The organism is Halomonas alkalisoli (assembly GCF_021412585.1).
Taxonomy (GTDB): domain Bacteria; phylum Pseudomonadota; class Gammaproteobacteria; order Pseudomonadales; family Halomonadaceae; genus Halomonas; species Halomonas alkalisoli.
The window spans coordinates 86,300-106,107 of record NZ_JAKCMI010000009.1 but is presented as its reverse complement, the minus strand read 5'-3'; the positions used below and the strand labels follow the sequence as shown (position 1 = coordinate 106,107).

The 19,808-nt window shown below is 61.2% G+C and carries 18 protein-coding genes and 1 pseudogene; 10 read left to right on the top strand and 9 right to left on the bottom strand.

Translation table 11 applies throughout. The features are described 5' to 3' along the window. The first annotated feature begins 126 nt into the window (after positions 1-126). The 3 genes from LY622_RS01665 to LY622_RS01655 all read left to right on the top strand — a co-directional run bounded on the left by LY622_RS01665 (position 127) and on the right by LY622_RS01655 (position 3,438). On the top strand, positions 127-798 hold the full coding sequence (locus LY622_RS01665) for a response regulator transcription factor (RefSeq protein ID WP_234289291.1): 672 nt from the start codon (positions 127-129) through the stop codon (positions 796-798). Positions 799-865: 67 nt separating this feature from the next. Next, complete coding sequence (locus tag LY622_RS01660; RefSeq protein WP_234289290.1) at positions 866-2,233, top strand: sigma-54 interaction domain-containing protein; 1,368 nt, start codon at positions 866-868, stop codon at positions 2,231-2,233. 119 nt (positions 2,234-2,352) lie between these two features. Then, a complete protein-coding gene (locus LY622_RS01655; RefSeq protein ID WP_234289289.1) occupies positions 2,353-3,438 on the top strand; it encodes a transporter in 1,086 nt (361 codons plus the stop codon). A 66-nt stretch (positions 3,439-3,504) separates the two neighbouring features. On the opposite strand, the gene LY622_RS01650 is transcribed toward LY622_RS01655, so the two are convergent. From LY622_RS01650 to LY622_RS01610, 9 genes and pseudogenes are all read right to left on the bottom strand, one after another. Beyond that, positions 3,505-4,119, bottom strand: a complete 615-nt coding sequence (locus LY622_RS01650) for a hypothetical protein (protein WP_234289288.1) — start codon at positions 4,117-4,119, stop codon at positions 3,505-3,507. Between the two features lie 2 nt (positions 4,120-4,121). Continuing rightward, positions 4,122-4,820 (bottom strand): C39 family peptidase, encoded by a 699-nt coding sequence (locus tag LY622_RS01645; protein ID WP_234289287.1) that lies wholly within the window; start codon positions 4,818-4,820, stop codon positions 4,122-4,124. A 45-nt stretch (positions 4,821-4,865) separates the two neighbouring features. Continuing rightward, complete coding sequence (locus tag LY622_RS01640) at positions 4,866-5,231, bottom strand: hypothetical protein (RefSeq protein WP_234289286.1); 366 nt, start codon at positions 5,229-5,231, stop codon at positions 4,866-4,868. 83 nt (positions 5,232-5,314) lie between these two features. Beyond that, a complete protein-coding gene (locus tag LY622_RS01635) occupies positions 5,315-6,286 on the bottom strand; it encodes a hypothetical protein (RefSeq protein ID WP_234289344.1) in 972 nt (323 codons plus the stop codon). A 454-nt stretch (positions 6,287-6,740) separates the two neighbouring features. Further along, complete coding sequence (locus tag LY622_RS01630) at positions 6,741-7,985, bottom strand: P-loop nucleotide/nucleoside kinase family protein (RefSeq protein ID WP_234289285.1); 1,245 nt, start codon at positions 7,983-7,985, stop codon at positions 6,741-6,743. 60 nt (positions 7,986-8,045) lie between these two features. Next, positions 8,046-9,335 carry a glutamate-1-semialdehyde 2,1-aminomutase gene (hemL, locus tag LY622_RS01625; protein WP_234289341.1) on the bottom strand — a complete coding sequence of 430 codons (1,290 nt, stop codon included), beginning with the start codon at positions 9,333-9,335 and terminating at the stop codon, positions 8,046-8,048. Positions 9,336-9,587: 252 nt separating this feature from the next. Beyond that, a pseudogene (gene thiD / locus LY622_RS01620) lies at positions 9,588-10,376 on the bottom strand (bifunctional hydroxymethylpyrimidine kinase/phosphomethylpyrimidine kinase); the annotation flags it as partial. 1 nt (position 10,377) lies between these two features. Further along, positions 10,378-10,809, bottom strand: coding sequence for a protoporphyrinogen oxidase HemJ (gene hemJ, locus LY622_RS01615; protein WP_234289284.1), 432 nt, complete (start codon positions 10,807-10,809; stop codon positions 10,378-10,380). Between the two features lie 65 nt (positions 10,810-10,874). Beyond that, positions 10,875-12,632 (bottom strand): chloride channel protein, encoded by a 1,758-nt coding sequence (locus LY622_RS01610; RefSeq protein WP_234289283.1) that lies wholly within the window; start codon positions 12,630-12,632, stop codon positions 10,875-10,877. 96 nt (positions 12,633-12,728) lie between these two features. Here LY622_RS01610 and argC point away from each other — a divergent pair, with 96 nt between their 5' ends. From argC to rsmG, 7 genes are all read left to right on the top strand, one after another. Beyond that, positions 12,729-13,763, top strand: coding sequence for an N-acetyl-gamma-glutamyl-phosphate reductase (gene argC / locus LY622_RS01605; protein ID WP_234289282.1), 1,035 nt, complete (start codon positions 12,729-12,731; stop codon positions 13,761-13,763). A gap of 97 nt (positions 13,764-13,860) precedes the next feature. After that, the gene (erpA, locus tag LY622_RS01600) at positions 13,861-14,214 is read left to right on the top strand and encodes an iron-sulfur cluster insertion protein ErpA (protein ID WP_066446075.1); all 354 of its coding nucleotides are present in this window, start codon (positions 13,861-13,863) and stop codon (positions 14,212-14,214) included. Between the two features lie 111 nt (positions 14,215-14,325). Next, positions 14,326-15,114: a transporter substrate-binding domain-containing protein gene (locus LY622_RS01595; protein WP_234289281.1), complete on the top strand. Its 789-nt coding sequence runs from the start codon at positions 14,326-14,328 to the stop codon at positions 15,112-15,114. 100 nt (positions 15,115-15,214) lie between these two features. Beyond that, positions 15,215-15,886 carry an amino acid ABC transporter permease gene (locus tag LY622_RS01590; protein WP_114478196.1) on the top strand — a complete coding sequence of 224 codons (672 nt, stop codon included), beginning with the start codon at positions 15,215-15,217 and terminating at the stop codon, positions 15,884-15,886. A gap of 35 nt (positions 15,887-15,921) precedes the next feature. Further along, positions 15,922-16,683 carry an amino acid ABC transporter ATP-binding protein gene (locus LY622_RS01585; protein WP_255761760.1) on the top strand — a complete coding sequence of 254 codons (762 nt, stop codon included), beginning with the start codon at positions 15,922-15,924 and terminating at the stop codon, positions 16,681-16,683. Between the two features lie 542 nt (positions 16,684-17,225). Further along, positions 17,226-19,121, top strand: a complete 1,896-nt coding sequence (gene mnmG / locus LY622_RS01580; RefSeq protein ID WP_234289280.1) for a tRNA uridine-5-carboxymethylaminomethyl(34) synthesis enzyme MnmG — start codon at positions 17,226-17,228, stop codon at positions 19,119-19,121. Then, complete coding sequence (rsmG, locus tag LY622_RS01575; protein WP_234289279.1) at positions 19,118-19,783, top strand: 16S rRNA (guanine(527)-N(7))-methyltransferase RsmG; 666 nt, start codon at positions 19,118-19,120, stop codon at positions 19,781-19,783. The genes mnmG and rsmG overlap by 4 nt, the downstream gene beginning before the upstream one ends. Positions 19,784-19,808: the final 25 nt, after the last annotated feature.

Here is a 19,808-nt window from a genome sequence, read left to right as displayed (position 1 = left end):
ATCAAGAAATAGCAATTGGTTATTAACACATCTACAAAATATGTCCGAGAATCCTACAAGGGGATTCGTTCACGTTATGTTACAATGAAGAAGCGCTACAGCTTTTTTTAAGGAGGAGATCGCATCATGGACAACATGGATCGTCACGTTCTGCTGGTGACCGACATCAATCCGCAGTCGAAGCTGTTTATCGAATACATCCAGCAAAAATTCGAGCATGACATCGTTGCGGTCAGCGAAGGCGAGGCTCCACACATCGATGAACACCAGCCGATGCTGGTCATTCTCGACCTGGACCATCTGAGCGAAGCCAGCATGCAGCGCTGGCAGGGCATAGCCGATGAGCATGAAGAGATCAGTCTCGCTGCGTTCAATGTCCGGGGTGAGGATCATGCCGTCGAGCTGCTGTCGACGCTCAACCTCCAGGGCATCTTCTATCGCAACGACAGCATCGAGCTGATCTGCAAAGGCATGCAGGCGTTGCAGGACGGCAGTCTTTGGATGTCACGCGCACTCATGTCAAGAATGATATTGCTGCTTCGCCGACAGCAAATGAACTCCTATCGGCCTGCCTGTGGCCTGACACAGCGTGAGCTGGAGATAATCGGGCTTCTTGGTACTGGCTCCACCAATTCGGAAATAGCCGAAAAGCTGTTCGTCAGTGAGCATACGGTAAAGTCGCACCTCTATAATATTTTCAGGAAAATCAAGGTGCATAACAGGTTACAGGCCATGAACTGGGCGAGGAGAAACCTTTTCAGCGTCCCGCCGAGTTTTCGCAGAGAAGTGAAGCACTGACCATACGTCAACGCAGGCGCCACGACCAGAGGAGCAGTGGCGCATCATATCACTTTGAGCATCCATCATGGCCAAGACCTATTCGGTGATCATGGTCGACCGCGTCCCGGGTCGAAGCGACTCGTTGTCAGAATTTTTGTCGAATCTTGGTTGGAATATCTCTCTCTTTTCTGACTACGATGAAGCCAGAAGAGGGCTAGCCAGGTGCGCCTTCAGTGCCGGCCTGATCCGTGTGCAAGCCGAAACCGCCACCTCTCTCCTGGAGGTTGAAAATCTGATACTAGATTGTGAAATCGAATGGATTGCACTGACTGATAAAATTGGTACTTTCGATCCGGATTATCGGCAAGCGATTAGTCAACTTTTCTATTGTACTTATACTCTCGACTCCGAGATGAAACTCCTTGACTGCCTACTGACACACCTTGTCCAGATGCACGCGATCAGCTTGAAGGTAAAGCATGCGACCTACTTGCCGATTGGAGACAGGCGGATGGTAAGCAACAACCCCGGCATGCAGAAAAAAATGCAGCAGATCCGGACGCTGGCAGCTGTCAATGCGCCAGTATTCATCACCGGGGAATCCGGTACCGGAAAAGAGCTCGCAGCCAGGGCCATTCATGCATTTTCCTCTCGTGCCCACTTTCCGTTCATCACCGTCAATTGTGGTGCCATTCCGGATAGCCTGATTCAATCCGAGCTGTTCGGTCATGAGAAAGGGGCTTTCACCGATGCCAACCAACGACGCACCGGGAAGATTGAAGCCGCATCGGGAGGAACGCTTTTCCTCGATGAAATCAGTGATTTACCATATTCGTTGCAAGCTAATTTTCTGCGTTTCATTGAGAGCCACAAGATCTTTCGCCTTGGCAGCCACACTGAAACGACAGCCGATGTCAGAATAATTTCAGCATCGAATGCCTGCATGGAGGACAGACTTTCCAGTGGAGAATTTCGTCAAGACCTGTACTTCAGGCTCAACGTTCTGGCGTTGCATCTGCCTCCCTTGCGAGAAAGGAAAGAAGATATAGAGCTTCTGACTCAACTCTTTTTCGAGAAGTTTCTGCATTACAAGCATGAAAACCTTGTAGGCTTCAGTCAGGATGCCTTGTCATCAATGCTGGAGTATGACTGGCCGGGTAATATCAGAGAACTGATGAATACAGTCTGCCGCTCCATGCTGATGTCAAGCAAGAACTACATCGATAGATCAGACCTGCGCCTGGCCAGCCGAAAACGGATTGAAGAACCGCTCACATTGGAAGAAATACGTGATGCCGCTGAGCGCAGCACTATCATCAGCGCCTTGAAGCGGAATCATCAGAATATTTCACGCGCTGCGCGTGAAACCGGTGTATCCCGTGTGACCTTCTATCGATTGATGGATAAATACCAGATTGTCAGAATGAGTGAACCATCGCCGGATGACACCTGATTTCGGCCATCTCGGTCATTTCAGGTCATGAGTCGGCAGCGCTGTTTTGAAAGAGTCCGTAGAAATGATTTGAAACAACATCACACTAGATAAAAACAGTATGAAGGGACATCGAGGCCATGAACAAACAAAAACTCGTCGCACTGATACTGCCCACCGTACTTGGACTGGCCATATCGCAGGCCACCTATGCCCAGGATGCGACGCCACCCGCTGGCGTAACATCGCCAGTGGGCCAGGCGCCAACCGAACCCATGCCGACACAGCCGGAAGTGCAGAGTATTGCCGATATCGGCGGGGTGCTGACCCCACGCGGCCGACTGGTGATTGAGCCCTCCCTGCAATACTCCCATTCCGGGGTCAATCGCCTGACCTTCCGCGGCATCGAGATCCTCAGCACCCTGCTGATCGGGGTCTTCAGCGCCGAGGAGGCCGAGCGGGATATCTGGACGGCTGCGCTCACCGGCCGCCTGGGGGTCACCGACCGGCTCGAGATGGAGCTCAAGCTGCCCTATGTCTATCGCGACGATACCCTGAGAGCCACCGTCCCCACGGTAGGAGATGATAGCTTCGACATCGATCGCGACTTGTCGGGCAATGGCCTGGGCGATATCGAACTCACCGCACGTTACCAGCTCAACCGCGGCCACAACGGCTGGCCCTTCTTCGTCGGTAACCTGCGCTACAAGAGCGTGACGGGTGACGGTCCCTTCGACATCGCCCGGGATTCCGACGGCATCGAGCAGGAGCTGGCCACCGGTTCCGGGTTTCACGCCATCGAACCCAGCGTTACCGCGCTGCTACCTTCCGACCCGGCGGTGTTCTTCGCCAACCTCGGCTACCTCTACAACATAAGCGATGACGTCAACCAGCAGCTAACCGATGACCTGCGCATCGGCAAGGTCGACCCCGGCGATGCGGTGCGGCTCAGCTTCGGCATGGCCTATGCCATCAACCCCCGCTCCTCCTTCACCCTGGGCTTCAAGAACGACTTTATCGGCAAGACCAAGACCACCTATTCTCAGAATGAACGAAGCACCACCCAAAGTTCACGCACGCTGAATGTCGGCTCGCTGCTGCTGGGCTGGTCATACCAGCTAAACCAGGATGTCTCGGTCAACCTCGGCCTGGAGCTGGGCGTCACCGACGATGCGCCCAATACCGTGCTGACGCTTCGGGTGCCCTTCGGTACCGGTGTATTCTGAGCAAGCGCAAAGGCCGGTGCCAGGCACCGGCCCTGCATGACGAGAAGCGCTTGGCTAGATAGAAGCCTAGCGCGCCAAGGATTCCGTAATGGCTTGACGCTGCTGGGCGGCCCGCAGGGCTGGCATGTTGTTTATCTGCACGCCGATGTCGAGATGTTGCTGGATATCACGCTCCGAGGCATCGCTGACCACGCTGCCCAGGATGGCGTTCTTGGTCACCGTGTGAAACACCGAGGTGAAGCCCTTGCTGTCGTTCACCACCAGCCCGGAGACATCCTTCATTCCGACCAGATTAATGCCGTTCGGCGTCAACTCCATGATGGTGTTGCCACTGCCCTTCCCAACCTGGCTGACAACCTGGCCATCGATAAAGTCATGCTGGCTGATCGTGTGTGACACAACCTCGGTCCCTGCCCCATTGATGACGAAGACGGTATTCATGCGCACGTTATCCACCAGGGTCTGCAGAGTCGCCCCGAAGCTCATGTCGAGCCCCGCCAGTTGAAATCCTCCTCTCAGCCCCTCCAGCTCCGCTTCCTCGAGAGGCTGAAGACGAGCGAAGTCGGCCGCCTCAAGGGTGGCGCTGGCCATCCAGAACAGGGTGATGCAGAAGACGCGAGACCCGGCTGCGTGAAACTGACGGCAGGCAGTGGCCTGACTTGGAGATCGGCATGCTTTCATCTCTATCGCCCCATTTCATTGATTGCCGGCAGTTGAAGCAGCAGCGAGGCCACATCGCCACGATTGACGCCATTGCCAACGGGAGCCGCTGGGCGAATCTGCCAGTCGCGCTCATGATTGAAATTGGCCTTGGCAATCTCCGTTTCGGCTCGCGCACCCAGCACCAGGCCACTCCAGATCGACTCGAAATGTGCCGTGGGAACTGCCACGGTTCCCACGGCCGGGTCGCCCACCAGAACGGTGTTGTCATCCATCCCCTTGATGACAACGAAATGTCGGTAACCCCCGGTGTCGATAAGCGTAATGGCGGGAACCCCGATGCGGGCCAGGTCATCTAGCCCCACACGAAAGCCATCCGATTGCAGCCCCTGGGCGTCCAGGTAGCGCTTCATGTCAAGCATGGAGAAACCATGCTCCTTGATATGCTCGACCTCACCGGCATGGATCATCGCCTCGAAGACCTCAGCCTCGGTGGTCGGCCTGCCGTAGTGATAAGTGAGCAGCGTCGCGACCGACGCTGCTCCACAGCTGTAGTCATACTGCTGGGGAACAACGCCATCCCAGCGCATCTCCTGATGGCTCCTGGCGGGCACCGTCACGGAGCCGAAACCGCCATTGAGCGCTATCGTCACCCCCGCCTGAAGTGGCATCGCCTGTAGGCTCATGACGAGGCAGAACGACGGGGCGCCGATCCAACGCATGCTTCTGGTCATCCTCTACCCCTCACACTTTTCCGGCGCCCGACCTTACTGAGGTGCATAGATACTGATGCTGACACCCGTCGAGACGGCATTGGCATGCCCTGTCATGAGATTCATCAGAGTAATGCCGGAGATCCTGTCCATGGCATTGGCTTCTATGGTGATATTGCCCGAGACGATCGTACCGGCTGTGAAAGATGCCCCCTTTGCCGCTGCTTCCATGTTCTGGATGCTCTGTACATTTACCAGATCCCTGAAGCCCTCCCTGCCCGAGATGATCTCGAGTTCGCCGGCATCGATGTGTTGTAGCGCATCGAATCCCGTCGCCGGTTCCTCCGCCAGCGCCAGGGAGTAGATGCTCCCCAGACCAACCACCAGTGCAGCACAGATTCCCTGTCCGATTCGCTTCATGGCACCGCTCCCCCTCTCGGCTGCTTATCCAAGCAGGGCCGGTAGTCACGCCACCGGCCCTGACTCTCGGCTCGTGTGAGCTATCAGTTACCGATATGGACGTTGCTGTGTGCCGCCACGTTGGTACCTGCAAGCTGCGAGTTGTAGATGCCGGTGGAGAGGTTCATGTTGGCGATGCCTGCAAAGTCACCGGCAGACAAGGTAGCATTGCCTGTCCGCAGCACGGCATTGCCACCCATGCCACCGTTCCCGCCATTGCCGCCATTGCCGGCATTGGCATAGGCATCGCCCCCGGTGCCGGTGCCACCGCCACCACCGCCACCGTTACCGGTTGAGCTGCCGCCGGCTCCTGCCATGGCATCGCCACCCGCTCCGCCTACGCCACCGGTGCCAGTGCCAGTGCCATCACCCGTTCCTGTGCCACTACCCGCGCCACCGGCCCCGGCCGTGACAGCAGGCGAAGCGGTGGCGTCGCCGCTGTTGCCGCCGCCCGCTGAAGCGGTGTTGTCATCGTCGATATCGTCTCCGGCAATATTGGCAGCGATCCCCCCGAGGGAAGTGCTGCTGGCGCCACCGCTGCCGTTGGCGGCATCGGAATCACCGCCCAGGCCAACTCCCAATCCCAGCCCCAGGCCGAGGCCGACACCGTCACCGCCATCGGCACCGTCTCCGCCAACGGCATCAGAGTGGCCACCATTACCGCCGGTACCATCGCCACCGGCGCCGCCGACACCGACGCCCGCGCTGATGGCGAGGGCACTCCCACCGCCTGCCCCCGTTGCCCCAATGCCGCCTGAGCCACCATACACATTGATGGAGCTGCCGGTGACGGTAGACTGCAGTTCCTGAAGCGCAACCACGCTGGTGGATGTGTTGTAGGACTCGCTCATGGCCCAGGCGTCGCCGCCACGACTACCAACCGCAGCCTTGGCACTCGAATACACCGTCTGGTCGACGGAGTCAGCTGCTCCGGAGCTGGGGTTGGCATGTGCCGTAGAAATGGCGAGTACCAGTGCCAGCATTGATGATCCCGCGACTACGTAATACTTGTTCATGATAATTCTCCCTATCATGCATGATTTCATTACCGTTCCCGATGACCAGAGAAACTCCTTTACCGGATGGATACGTCCAGGAGTGCCCCCACATTTCCATCTCTTGCCGGAAAACGAGTTTCTTGTGGTCGCAAAACAGGTGGCATGCTTCGTGCCAAGTGGGCATGACGGAAAGAAAAGTCCAATGAAAACAGAGGGGGGATGATTATCGGAAAGCGGCTAAAGCTCTCTGCTACCACTTGTAAGCAAGACTGGAGCCAGCACTTGGGTATCAAGACCTTTACAGCTTGTAATCATTCGACAGGAAATCGTTATTTTTTCTTTACGCGTTAAAGCGTTATCGTTCATGTTCGATTTATCGGCAACGTTACAGATAACGCCACATGTGCACTATGCATGTCAAGATCGGTAAACATGAAAGGCATCATGGTGTTCATGACGCGGAGAAGCCCGATCAACCGGCGTAGATACGTTGTTGTATCAGGGAAGCCAGGGTTTCGGTGGCATTGGTTGCGGTGGTATCCAGATGAACCAGCTGCTGACGCTCTTCACCGTCGAAGGGTTCGAAGACCGACTGCTGGCGTTGCAGCACTTCCAGGCTGGCCAGCGGCAAGATGCCCTGGCGTTGGGCACGCCTGACGATACGCGACTTCAGGGTGTCGTCATCGGCCTCGAAGCTGACGATCAGCACCGGCAGGCCTCGCGCCTCCGCCTGCTGGCAAAGCAGCTTGCGCTGTGCGCGGGTCAGGCAGGTGGCATCCACACAGGTGGGAAAACCGGCATCGAGCAGGGTTCCTGCAAGGCCGGCCAGGCGTTGATAGGTACGCGCAGTGGCGTCATCAGAATAGATATCCACAGGCGGTTCCTCACCCACCCCCTGTGGATCGATTCCATACAGGCGCCGCCGCTCGGCATCCGAACAGAGCCTGACAGCGCCCAGACATTCGACCATATTCGCGGTGAAGCGGCTCTTGCCGCTTCCGGAAACGCCTACGCCGATGATCAATGGCGGAAAGCGGAACGCCGAAATCTTCTCTGCCAGGGCGAGATAACGCCGGCTCGTCGCCATGGTATCGGCAACATGGGCCAATGGCTCCCCTTCGACTGCCTCGGGTCGACGTTGCAGAGCCCGCCGGGCATCGGACAGGGAGCGGGCCACCTGAAAGACCGACAGTAGTCTGGTCAAAGCATAGTCACCCGATAGCCGCAGATAGCCATCCAGGGCGCGATTGGCCAGCCGGGTTTCACCGCGAATCGCCAGGCCCACCAGTAATGACGCCACATCGAAACCGGGATCGAGGGAGCGCCGGGCCAGCGAATCCTCTGGTGCGAGATCGAGGGCATCGCGCATGACCAGGCGCTGATTGTCGCGGAGCGCCGTCGGTGGATGCCCCGCCGCCCAACTGGGCCTCGGCTCTCTTCGCTCGGCAAAGCAGGCTTGAAGTCGCACCAGCTCCTGATCCAGCCATTCACGCAGACGATCGAGCTGCGCCAGGTCCTCCTCGCCCCGCATCCGTGAGACCAGGGCACCCAGCTCTTCCTCGACCAGGGCGCGAGTCGCAGCCAGGCATGTGGAGGGGCCGGAAAAAGGGAGCGGATCGGCGCTCGACCGATGCGCCACCACCAGTGAGTCGATCAGCTCATCCAGGCTGAGGGCACCGGATGGGTGAGATGTCGACGTCACTGATGGCTTGGGCATGATGGCTCCTCGAAAACAGTCCTCGAAAACAGACCCTCGAAAGGATCGTCCCGCGTCCGGTCAGCCCTGACGAACCCGGTCGAAGGCCTTGACCGCGGCATCCAGGGTCACCTGGATATCCTCCGGACTGTGGGCACTGGACATGAATCCCGCTTCATAGGCCGATGGGGCCAGATAGACTCCCTCGTCAAGCATCGCCGAGAAGAATCGACGAAAGGCATCGGCATCGCAGGCAGTGGCCTGGGCAAAGTTGTCGACCCGCGACTGCCCAGTGAAGAATAGCCCGAACATGCCGCCGACACGCTGTGTGATCATATCGACACCGGCAGCATCGGCACGTTCCTGAAGGCCATGGCAGAGCGTCTCCACCCGCTGCGCCAGCGCGTCATGGAAGCCCGGTTCACGCAGCTTGGTGAGTAGTGCGATGCCGGCGGCCATGGCCAACGGGTTGCCCGATAGCGTGCCCGCCTGATAGACCGGCCCCAGCGGTGATATCTGCTCCATGACTTCGCGCTTGCCACCGAAGGCCCCCACCGGCATGCCACCGCCGACGATCTTGCCCAGGCAGGTCAGGTCGGGCTCGATGCCGTAGTGGGCCTGGGCGCCGCCCATGGCGACCCGGAAGCCGGTCATCACCTCGTCGAAGATCAGCACGCTGCCGTTTTCGGTGCAGACCCGACGCAGGGTCTCCAGGAAGCCCGGCTGCGGCGGAATGCAGTTCATGTTGCCGGCCACCGGCTCGACGATGATGCAGGCGATCTCGCTGCCGATCTCCTCGAAGCAGGCCTCGACGGCATCGATATCGTTGTAGGAGAGGGTGATGGTGTGCTCGGCCAGCGAAGCAGGTACGCCCGGTGAACTGGGCTCGCCATGGGTCAGGGCGCCGGAGCCGGCCTTGACCAGCAGCGAGTCGGAGTGACCATGGTAGTTGCCCTCGAACTTGACGATCTTGTCACGACCGGTGAAACCCCGTGCCAGGCGAATGGCCGACATGGTGGCCTCGGTGCCGGAATTGACCATGCGCACCATCTCGATGGAAGGGATCATGTCGCAGATCAGATCGGCCATGGTGGTCTCGATGGCCGTCGGGGTGCCGAAGGAGAGACCATTGTCGAGCCGGTCCCGCACGGCACCGAGCACGTCGGGGTCGGCGTGACCGGTGATCATCGGCCCCCATGAGCCGACATAATCGACATAGCGCTTGCCTTCGACGTCATAGAGATAGGCACCCTGGGCCCGTTCCATGAACACCGGCGGCCGATGCAGGCCCTTGAAGGCACGCACCGGGGAGTTGACGCCTCCGGGTATGTGACGGCAGGCCTGTTCGAAGAGCTGTGCGGATGTGGTCATGAAAGCCTCTTTGCTGTCGCTGAAACGAAGGTCGAAAGGGTTCCCGCCTGACGCTGCCAGGCTGTGGATAGAATCTTGGATAACCTTGTCGTGAATGTTGGATAACTCCTGATTCACGAGCCTCTCACGCGAATCGGCCATCCCTGGTGTCATTCTGTCTGCCCCGGCGGGACATGGCCAGTCCGAACGACTGCCAAGCCGCCTCTCCTTGCCACCGGTCAAGTCGAAGGAGCACCCGCCGCCACTGTCGATGCGTCGGGGCAAAGACTGGTGGCTGCCCGGACGCCATCCATTGGCCAGTGCCTGCCAGGTGAACGACTGTGCCTGTTCACAGGCAAGTGGCAGCGGCTCCCCCCACGCCAGGCGCGCCGCCAGCGCTGCGGCAAGGGTGCAGCCCGACCCATGATAGTGCCCCGCCAACCGAGGCCATTGCCAGCGGCAACTCTGCTCACCGGAGTAGAACACCTGCTGTACCTGGTCGGGCGCGACCTGCTCATCGGGGTCATCGGTACCCGTCACCAGCAGGGCACCGCAGCCGAGCGCCAGCAGTCGCTTTGCCCGGGCCGTATCGTCGCTCGCCTCGCCACCCGCCAGCCGGGCCAATTCCAGCCGATTGGGTGTCAGAATATCCACAAGCGGCAGCAGGCGCACACGGAAGGCATCCAGCAGGGCGGTTGTGGATAACTCACTTCCTCCCCCCGCCTTGAGCACCGGATCCACCACGACCGGCACCCCGGGGTGAGCACGCACGATATCCACCACCGCATCGAGCACGTCCTCGCTCGCGATCAGGCCCACCTTGATGGCCGCGATGGAGAATTCATCGAGGGCGTCGCCCATCTCGCGGACCAGCCGAGCCTCGACCGGCACCACCCGCTCGACATCGCGGCAGCTCTGCACCGTCAGCGCGGTCGGAATCGTGACACCCCAGCCACCACAGGCCGCCACGGCTTCGCTGTCGGCGACCAGCCCGGCGCCACCGGTGGGATCATGTCCCGCCAATATCAGCACGACCGGCGGAGACTGCATGCGGTCGCCCATGTCAGAACGGCTTGAGGACGGCGAGGACGACGATGGCCAGCAGGGCGATCACCGGCACCTCATTGAACCAGCGAAAGTAGACGTGGCTGCGGCTGCAGCGCCCGGCGGCAAACTGCTTCAGGTAGATCAGACAGACATGGTGGTAGATCACCAGCAGCAGGACCAACAGCAGCTTCACGTGCATCCAGCCCATGCCGAGCCAGTGCGGCATCAGGTAGAGCAGCCAGACACCCAGCCCCAGCACGGCGATCATGGAGGGCGTCATGATGCCACGATAGAGCTTTCGCTCCATCACCGTGAAGTACTCGATGGCCTGCTGCTCGCCCTTGTCGCGCGCCATGGCATGGTAGACGTAGAGTCGCGGCAGGTAGAACATCGCCGCAAACCAGGTGATCACGGCAACGATATGCAGAGCCTTCAGCCACAGGTACATGGGGTCTCCTGACGGGGGCGAGTCGATGAAGTATCGACCACGTGAGCGAATGCCTATTTGAGCCACTACTTGAGCGAATAGTAACGCTCGATTGCGCCGCGGGTGATGATACCGGAAATCCGCTTCTGCTTCGGCCGGTGTCCGTGCTCCACGAAGAGCGCATCCACAGCCTGATCGTTGAGCCGCTCGAAGGCCTCCGACAGCGTCGCCTGCAGGTGGATCGGCGCCATCTCCAGTCGCTGGCCGGGCACTTCCAGCAGGTCGATCAGCTGACTTGAAGTTTCAACCTCCTCGGCCAGCTGCTCGTCCATCAGCGCCCGTGCCAGATCCGCCGCCTTGAGCGCCAGGGTCGGCTTGTCGTCGGTCGAGCGCATGATCAGTATCCATACCGGCTTGGCATCGAGCAGGGCCCGGGCCTGTTCCCGGGTCACCAGGCGCTGGGTACGCACCAGGCTGCGTTCCATCACCGCAGGCACCGACACCCGGGAGAGGGCTTGCATCAGAGGCTGCTGCAGGGGGTGTAGCCCCTGGCGGGTCACGCTGACGAAGAAGCCGTCGCAGCGGCACAGCTGCCGCGCGGTCAGCCCCGAGACGACCACCGCCAGCATGCCGGGCAGAATGATATTGGGATTATGGGTGAGCTCGAGCAGCGCCATCAGGGCGGCGAGCGGCGCCTGCAGCACCGCGCCCATCATCGCCGCCATGCCCAGCATGGCATAGAAACCCGGATCGGCGGCCAGCTGCGGCCACAGCTGGGCACCGACCAGGCCGGCAAGGGCGCCCGCGGCGGCACCCACCACCAGAACAGGTCCGATGATGCCGATGGGAATGCCGCTGGCCACGGTAAGGCCGGTGAGCAGCAGCTTGCCCACCACCAGGGCGAACAGTATATCCACGGCCAGATCACCGGTCAGTGACGCATCCAGGCTGTCATAGCCGATTCCCTGTACCTCGGGATACCACCAGGCCACACCGGCCGTGGCCACCGCCACGAGCATCAGTCTCAGCCAGACCGGTAGCTCCCTGATGGTCGTGCTTTTCGCCACATGGATGAAAAGACCTGCCAGCAAGCCAACAAACAGCGCCGTGACCACGATCCAGGGCAGGTTCATCAGCGACCCCATGCTGACGCTGGGCACCTGGAAGGCCGGTTCGGAACCGTAGACCAGCATGGCCACCAGCGCACCCATGGTGGAGGCCAGGATCACCGGCATGAAACCGACGATGGTGTACTCCAGCATCACCACTTCCATGGCGAAGATGACCCCGGCGATAGGCGTATTGAAGGAGGCCGAGATCCCCGCCGCGGTGCCACAGGCCACCAGCACGCGCAGGCTGTTGTGGGGTAGTCGCAGGCGCTGACCGATGCCGCTGGCCGCCGCCGCACCGAGATGGATGGCGGGGCCCTCACGGCCCGCCGACAGGCCGCCGATCACCGATACCACCCCGACCCACCACTGGTTGATCCAGTTGCGCAGAGGGAAACGACCCTGATGATAGGAGAGGCGCTCGATGACGTGGCCCACCCCCATCTTGCGAGCGGCCGCCGGCTGGCGCCACAGGAAGATGCCGATGATCAGGACCGCCAGCAGGGGCAGGGAGGAGCGCAGCAGCGGCGAGAGCCCCTCGAAGTTCTCCGGATCGCCATCGGGCATGAAGGTCAGCGCACCCAGATCCAGCAACAGGCGGAAGCCGACCATCACCGCCCCCGTCAACAGCCCCGAGAACACGCCCAGTACGCAGAGCTGGGGCAGGGCGTCCACATTGGCCAGCTTGCGGCGAAAGCCTTCCAGGGTGAGGTCGGGCAGTGACGGGAGCGGCACGGCGGTTTTCCTGTGCGAAGAGTTTTCCGGGGGCGGCTGTGAGGCGGCCCTCTCTCTTGTGTATCATATTCGGAGACCCAACAAGAGGAGTCCATCGTGATCAAGGTCGGAATCGTCGGCGGCACCGGTTATACCGGCGTCGAACTGCTCAGGCTGCTGGCTCAGCACCCCGATGTCGAAGTCGAGGCCATCACCTCACGATCCGAGGCGGGCATGGGCGTCAGCGAGATGTACCCCAACCTGCGCGGCCATTACGATGATCTGGCCTTCAGCGAACCCGATGCCGAGCGGCTGGGGGCCTGCGATGCGGTGTTCTTCGCCACGCCTCACGGTGTGGCCCACGCCCTGGCCGGTGAGCTACTGGCCAAGGGCACCCGTGTCATCGACCTCTCCGCGGATTTCCGCCTGCGTGACGCCGAGGAGTGGGCGAACTGGTACGGTCAACCCCACGGCGCACCGGAACTGCTCGATGAAGCCGTCTATGGACTGCCGGAAATGCACCGGGAGCGCATCCGCAAGGCACGCCTGATCGCCGTGCCCGGCTGCTATCCCACCGCCGTGCAGCTCGGCCTGCTGCCGCTGCTCGAAGCCGGCTTGATCGATGTCGACCACATCATCGCCGACTGCAAGTCCGGCGTCACCGGCGCCGGCCGGGGTGCCAAGGTGCCGTCACTGATGGCCGAGGCCAGCGAATCGATGAAGGCCTACGGCGCCGCCGGCCACCGCCACCTGCCGGAGATTCGCCAGGGTCTCGGCGACGCCGCCAGGGGGCCGGTGGGGCTGACCTTCGTGCCGCACCTGACGCCGATGATCCGCGGCATCCATGCCACCCTCTACGGCAGGCTGACCCGTGACCCCGGCGATCTGCAGAGCCTCTTCGAGTGCCGCTTTGCCGCCGAGCCCTTCGTCGACGTGATGCCGGCCGGCAGCCACCCGGAGACCCGCAGCGTCAAGGGAGCCAACGTCTGCCGCCTGGCGGTTCATCGTCCGGGCGACGGCGACACCGTGGTGGTACTGGCGGTGATCGACAACCTGGTCAAGGGGGCCTCCGGCCAGGCGATCCAGAACCTCAACCTGATGTTCGGATTCGACGAGCACGCAGGACTCGCGGCGCCGGCACTGATGCCCTGAACCGTGTAGCCTGATTAGTATGAATAGTTGACCCTTTTGCTAGGGATTAGGGATAATCCCCCGTTACCCATTCATTCAAGCTCAGGGGAGGACGCCCATGAGCGGCGCAGAATCTTTCGTGCCTACTCCCATGATGCTCTCCGACAGTGCCAGAAAACGACTGCAGGCGCTCATCGCGGAGGAAGGCAAACCGGGACTCAAGCTGCGGGTCTACGTGACCGGCGGCGGCTGTTCGGGCTTCCAGTACGGTTTCGACTTCGCCGAGGATGTGGCGGAGGACGACGCCTTGATCGAGTTCGGTGAAGTGGCCCTGGTGGTCGACGAGCTCTCCTACCAGTACCTGGTCGGTTCCACCGTGGATTACGAAGAGGGCCTGGCCGGCGCCCGCTTCCTGGTCCAGAACCCCAACGCTACCACCACCTGCGGCTGCGGTGCTTCCTTTATGGTCTAGGAGCCTGGCGCCATATTAGCGCTTTCTTCCTCTCCGACTTGACGCTTTTCGGGATTCTAACCATGTTGAATGGGGTGAATCCCATGAAAACGTCCTATAACGGGGAGTTCAATGAAACGTTCTTGCTTCACTTCCGCCCAATTCAAGCAAACCCTCCTGGTCTCTTCACTCGCGCTCGGCCTTGGCCTCTCCGCGGCCGCCCTGGCCGACAGACCCACCGTCAAGGTGGTCACCGACCCCAGTTTCGTTCCCTTCGAGATGCTCGATCCCGATACCGGCGAGATGATCGGTTTCGACATGGACATCATCAATGAAGTCGCCGAACGGGCCGGCTTCGAGGTCGACCTGACCACCATGGAATTCGCCGGCATCATCCCGGCGGTACAGACCGGCAGCCAGGAGATCGCCATCGCCGGTGTCACCATCACCGAAGAGCGCGCCGAGATCGTCGACTTCTCGGACCCCTACTATGATTCCGGCCTGCAGATCATCGTGCGCGCCGACAACGACAGCGTGGAAACCATCGAGGACCTCGAAGGGCTCTCCGTTGCCACCCGCATCGGCTCCACCAGCTACGACTTCCTCCAGGAAACCCTGGGCGACAGGGCCGACATCACCCCCTACCCGGGCAACAGCGACATGTACATGGCGCTGCTGGGGCGTAACGTGGACGCCGCCTTCTATGACGCCCCCAACGTCTCCTACTTCTCCCAGACCCGTGGCGAGGGCCGTACCAAGGTCGTCGGCCCCCTCTACGAAGGCCAACAGTACGGCATCGTCTTCCACAAGGGCAGCCAGTGGGTCGAGCCGGTGAACGAGGCCCTCGCCGAGATGCAGGAGGACGGCACCTACGACGAGATCTACGAGAAGTGGTTCGGCGAAGCCCCCGACGACGAATGATCCCCCAGGGCTGATCGGCCCATCCAGCGGGGCCGGGTGGCAAGACCCCCGGCCCCGCCTGCGTCTACGTTTCAGCCTCTGAGTTTCTGGAGTGACACCCGTGGAAGTGACCTTTCAATTCGACTGGGCGGCAGCGTTCCGTTCGATCCCCCATCTTCTGCCAGGCATTCCCTGGACACTGCTGATCTCATTCGGCGGACTGGCCATCGGCTTCTTCATCGGCATCTTCTTCGGCCTGTTGCGTATCAGTCCGATACGCTGGCTGCGCTGGCCCGCCATCCTCTATATCGAGGTGTTTCGCGGCACACCCATCCTGGTCCAGGTGCTGTTCATCTTCTACGGCCTGCCCCAGCTGCTGGGCGGCCCCATCAATGCCCTCACCGCCGGTATCGCCGCCATTGCGGTGAACTCCGGTGCCTACATCTCGGAAGTGGTGCGCGGTGGCGTGCAATCCATCGAACGGGGGCAGCGGGAGGCGGGCCTGTCGCTCGGCCTGTCGCGCAGCCAGGCGTTTCGCTACATCATCTGGCCCCAGGCATTTCGACGCATGATTCCACCGCTGGGCAACCAGGGCATCATCAGCATCAAGGATACCTCGCTGTTCTCGGTGATCGGCGTCGGTGAGCTGGTGCGCCAGGGCCAGATCTACATCGCCACGACCTTCACCGCCCTGGAGGTCTACTTCATGGTCGCATTGATGTATCTGGCCATCACCTGGAGCCTGTCCATCGCGCTGCGCATGCTCGAGCGCAAGGGCCTCGTCGGTCAATAATGGTCGGTCAATAAAGAGAAGCAAGGGAGCTTTGCATGACAGCGTCCACATCCGATCCCATCGTGCGCATGGAGCGGGTCAACAAGCACTTCGGCGACCTGCATGTGCTGAAGGACATCGAACTGGCGGTGAAGCCCGGCGAAGTCGTCGTCGTCATCGGCGCCAGCGGCTCCGGCAAGTCCACCCTGATCCGCTGTATCAACGGCCTGGAAGAGTTCCAGCAGGGCCATATCGAGGTCGACGGCAACGAACTGGTACCCGATGGAAAGAGCAGCAAGGCACTGCAACGAATTCGTACCGAGGTGGGCATGGTCTTCCAGCAGTTCAATCTCTTCCCGCATCTCAGCGTGCTGGACAACGTGACCCTGGCACCCATGAAGGTGCGCGGCTGGAACCGGGCGGATGCCACCGAGACGGCCGAGCGGCTGCTCGACAGGGTCGGCATCAGTGACCAGGCGTCCAAATACCCCAGCCAGCTGTCCGGGGGACAGCAGCAGCGGGTCGCCCTGGCCCGGGCACTGGCCATGGAGCCCCGGCTCATGCTGTTCGACGAACCCACCTCGGCACTCGACCCCGAGATGATCGGCGAGGTCCTCGATGCCATGCGTGAACTGGCCCGCGAGGGCATGACCATGATCATCGTGACCCACGAGATGGGCTTCGCCAGGGAAGTCGCCGACCGGGTGATCTTCATTCACCGAGGCGAGATCGTCGAGGAGGGCACGCCGAAGCAGGTGTTCGACTCCCCGGGGAATGAGCGCACCCAGAGCTTCCTGTCGCGGGTGCTCAAGCACTGAATCAGCACAGCTTGCTTGATGAAAGCGTTGAAAAAGGCCCTGTCGGGTTATCGACAGGGCCTTTTTCGGGCTGTGGATAAGATTTTTCCCGCAGGCTGCCTTTTCGCTCTGCAAGCCCCGTCGCAGGGGCATTGTCTCATCATCGGTCAGCTTGTTCACAGCCATGGTGACAAGGCAGGTAGCCGCCGGTGGACAAGCGGTGCAGGATTCCACCTGTGCGTAACCTTGCATTTCATCCACAGGCTCGTCACCGGTAGCCCTCAGGAGGCGCGCTCCTTTCCACGCCACTAGTCAACAATCCAGGGTACTGAAAAATAAAGGGGATAGTCAGTTACCCACAGATTTTGTCCACACTAGTAGTAACAACATCAATAGAACTACCTTTAAATCATTCTATTTATTTTATAGAAACCTGGAACATCAAGGTCTCCCGGATGACGGGGTGTGGAAAACCCCTGACGCTTACCCACAGGAGGTTTATACTGCCAGGCTGATTTTCATCCCCTACGCAATATCCGCGCAGAAGCGCAATGAGGTGCACCTTGGATTACCCCGACCGCTTTGACGTCATCGTCATCGGCGGCGGCCATGCGGGAACCGAAGCCGCCCTGGCCTCCGCTCGCATGGGCTGTCAGACCCTGTTGCTGACCCACAACATCGAGACCCTGGGACAGATGTCCTGCAATCCCGCCATCGGCGGGATCGGCAAGAGTCATCTGGTCAAGGAAATCGATGCCCTGGGCGGTGCCATGGGCCTGGCTACCGATCGGGGCGGTATCCAGTTTCGTGTACTCAACGCTCGAAAAGGCCCGGCGGTGAGGGCGACACGAGCCCAGGCCGACCGGGTGCGCTACAAGGCTGCCATTCGCGGCATGCTGGAAAGTCAGCCCAATCTGACGCTGTTCCAGCAGGCCGCCGGTGACCTGATCGTCGACAGCGACACCGTGCGTGGCGTGGTGACCGAGACCGGTATCCGTTTCCTCGGCGAAACGGTGGTGCTCTGCACCGGGACCTTCCTCGGCGGCGTGATCCACATCGGCCTCGATCAGAGCCGTGGCGGTCGCGCCGGGGATCCCCCCTCCAATGACCTGGCCAGGCGTCTGCGAGCACTGCCTTTCCGGGTCGATCGCCTCAAGACCGGCACGCCGCCCCGACTCGATGCCAAGAGCGTCGATTTCTCGGTGCTCGAGGAGCAGCCCGGTGATACCCCCACCCCGGTGATGTCCTACCTGGGGAGTCGCGAGATGCATCCGCGGCAGGTGAGCTGCCATATCGCTCATACCAACGAGCGTACCCACGAGATCATCCTGGCCAACCTGGATCGTTCGCCGATGTATTCCGGCGTCATCGAGGGCGTCGGTCCGCGCTACTGCCCCTCGATCGAGGACAAGGTGCACCGCTTTGCCGACAAGGCGAGCCACCAGATATTCATCGAGCCGGAAGGGCTCGACACCAACGAGCTCTATCCCAACGGCATCTCCACCTCGCTGCCCTTCGACGTGCAGCTGCAGGTGGTACGCTCGATCCCCGGGCTGGAAAACGCCCACGTCACCCGGCCCGGCTACGCCATCGAGTACGATTTCTTCGATCCCCGGGATCTGAAGCACTCGCTGGAAACGAAATTTATCCACAACCTGTTCTTTGCCGGGCAGATCAACGGCACCACCGGCTACGAAGAGGCCGGCGCCCAGGGCCTGCTGGCCGGGCTCAATGCCGCCCGCCGCGCCAGGGAGCTGGAAGCCTGGTGGCCGCGGCGGGACGAGGCATATCTTGGCGTGCTGGTGGACGACCTGATCACCATGGGCACGAAAGAGCCCTACCGCATGTTCACCTCCCGGGCCGAATATCGGTTGCTGCTGCGCGAGGACAATGCCGACCTGCGCCTTACCGAGGCCGGCCGCGAGCTAGGCCTGGTCGACGAGAGGCGCTGGGCGGCTTTCGCCACCAAGCGGGAGGCCATCGAGCGCGAGAGCGCCCGTCTCGCGGCAACCTGGGTGCAGCCCGGTACCGCGGCTGCCGATGCCATCGCGGAGAAGACCGGCAAGCCGCTTTCCCGCGAGTACAGCTTGATGGACCTGCTCAAGCGTCCGGAGCTGAGCTACGGCGATCTTGCCCAGGTGGGCGGCGAACCGGTGACCGACGAGGCCGTCGCCGAACAGGTGCAGATCCAGGCCAAGTACAAGGGCTACATCGACCGCCAGCAGGACGAGATCGACCGCCTCAAGCGGCACGAAGCCACGCCGCTGCCGGCCGAACTCGATTATGACCGGGTCGAGGGGCTCTCCCACGAGATCCGCCAGAAGCTCGGTGAAGCGCGACCGGCCACCCTGGCCCAGGCGTCACGTATTGCCGGTGTCACCCCGGCGGCGGTCTCCATCCTGCTGATTCACTTGAAGAAGCGTCGACTGCTTGACGACAGCCGGGTGGCCAACGGATGACGACGGACTCGACCACAGCGGTAGAAACGCAGCTCGACCAGGGCCTCGAGGCCTTGGGCGTAGTCGCAACGTCGGCCCAGCGCAAGCAGCTGCTGGACCTGGTGGGGTTGTTGCACAAGTGGAATCGCGTCTATAACCTCACCGCGATACGCTCACCCGAGGAAATGGTGGCCAAGCACCTGCTCGACAGTGCCGCCGTGCTGCCTTTCGTGACCGACGAACCACTGCTCGACGTGGGGTCGGGACCGGGGCTCCCGGGGCTCGTTCTGGCGATCCTCAAGCCCCGGCTTGCGGTCACGCTGCTCGACAGCAACGGCAAGAAGGTGCGTTTTCAACGTCAGGCGGTGATGGAACTCGGACTCGACAACGTCACGCCGGTGCAGGCTAGGGTGGAGTCCTTCGAACCTCACGCGGGAGGCTACGGCCAGGTCGTCTCCCGGGCCTTTGCCAGCCTCGGCGACTTCGTGTCGCTGACCCGGCACCTGCCTTCGCCCACGGGGCGCTGGCTGGCGATGAAGGGCCCGGCCGTGGATGACGAGCTCGCCGGGCTGCCCGACGCGGTGGTGATCCGTGAGCGTCATGGCCTGACGGTCCCCTTCACGACGGGAGTTCGTCAGCTGCTGATCGTCGAGCGATCCGATTCCAACCCTGGCCGCCGGTGAGCGTGCCATCGACGCAAGGATGTCG

Coding starts and splice junctions, on each gene's coding strand:
- LY622_RS01665 (WP_234289291.1), top strand. CDS start 127: ATGGACAACATGGATCGTCACGTTCTGCTGGTGACCGACATCAATCCG.
- LY622_RS01660 (WP_234289290.1), top strand. CDS start 866: ATGGCCAAGACCTATTCGGTGATCATGGTCGACCGCGTCCCGGGTCGA.
- LY622_RS01655 (WP_234289289.1), top strand. CDS start 2,353: ATGAACAAACAAAAACTCGTCGCACTGATACTGCCCACCGTACTTGGA.
- LY622_RS01650 (WP_234289288.1), bottom strand. CDS start 4,119: ATGAAAGCATGCCGATCTCCAAGTCAGGCCACTGCCTGCCGTCAGTTT.
- LY622_RS01645 (WP_234289287.1), bottom strand. CDS start 4,820: ATGCGTTGGATCGGCGCCCCGTCGTTCTGCCTCGTCATGAGCCTACAG.
- LY622_RS01640 (WP_234289286.1), bottom strand. CDS start 5,231: ATGAAGCGAATCGGACAGGGAATCTGTGCTGCACTGGTGGTTGGTCTG.
- LY622_RS01635 (WP_234289344.1), bottom strand. CDS start 6,286: ATGAACAAGTATTACGTAGTCGCGGGATCATCAATGCTGGCACTGGTA.
- LY622_RS01630 (WP_234289285.1), bottom strand. CDS start 7,985: ATGCCCAAGCCATCAGTGACGTCGACATCTCACCCATCCGGTGCCCTC.
- hemL (WP_234289341.1), bottom strand. CDS start 9,335: ATGACCACATCCGCACAGCTCTTCGAACAGGCCTGCCGTCACATACCC.
- hemJ (WP_234289284.1), bottom strand. CDS start 10,809: ATGTACCTGTGGCTGAAGGCTCTGCATATCGTTGCCGTGATCACCTGG.
- erpA (WP_066446075.1), top strand. CDS start 13,861: ATGAGCGGCGCAGAATCTTTCGTGCCTACTCCCATGATGCTCTCCGAC.
- LY622_RS01595 (WP_234289281.1), top strand. CDS start 14,326: ATGAAACGTTCTTGCTTCACTTCCGCCCAATTCAAGCAAACCCTCCTG.
- LY622_RS01585 (WP_255761760.1), top strand. CDS start 15,922: ATGACAGCGTCCACATCCGATCCCATCGTGCGCATGGAGCGGGTCAAC.
- rsmG (WP_234289279.1), top strand. CDS start 19,118: ATGACGACGGACTCGACCACAGCGGTAGAAACGCAGCTCGACCAGGGC.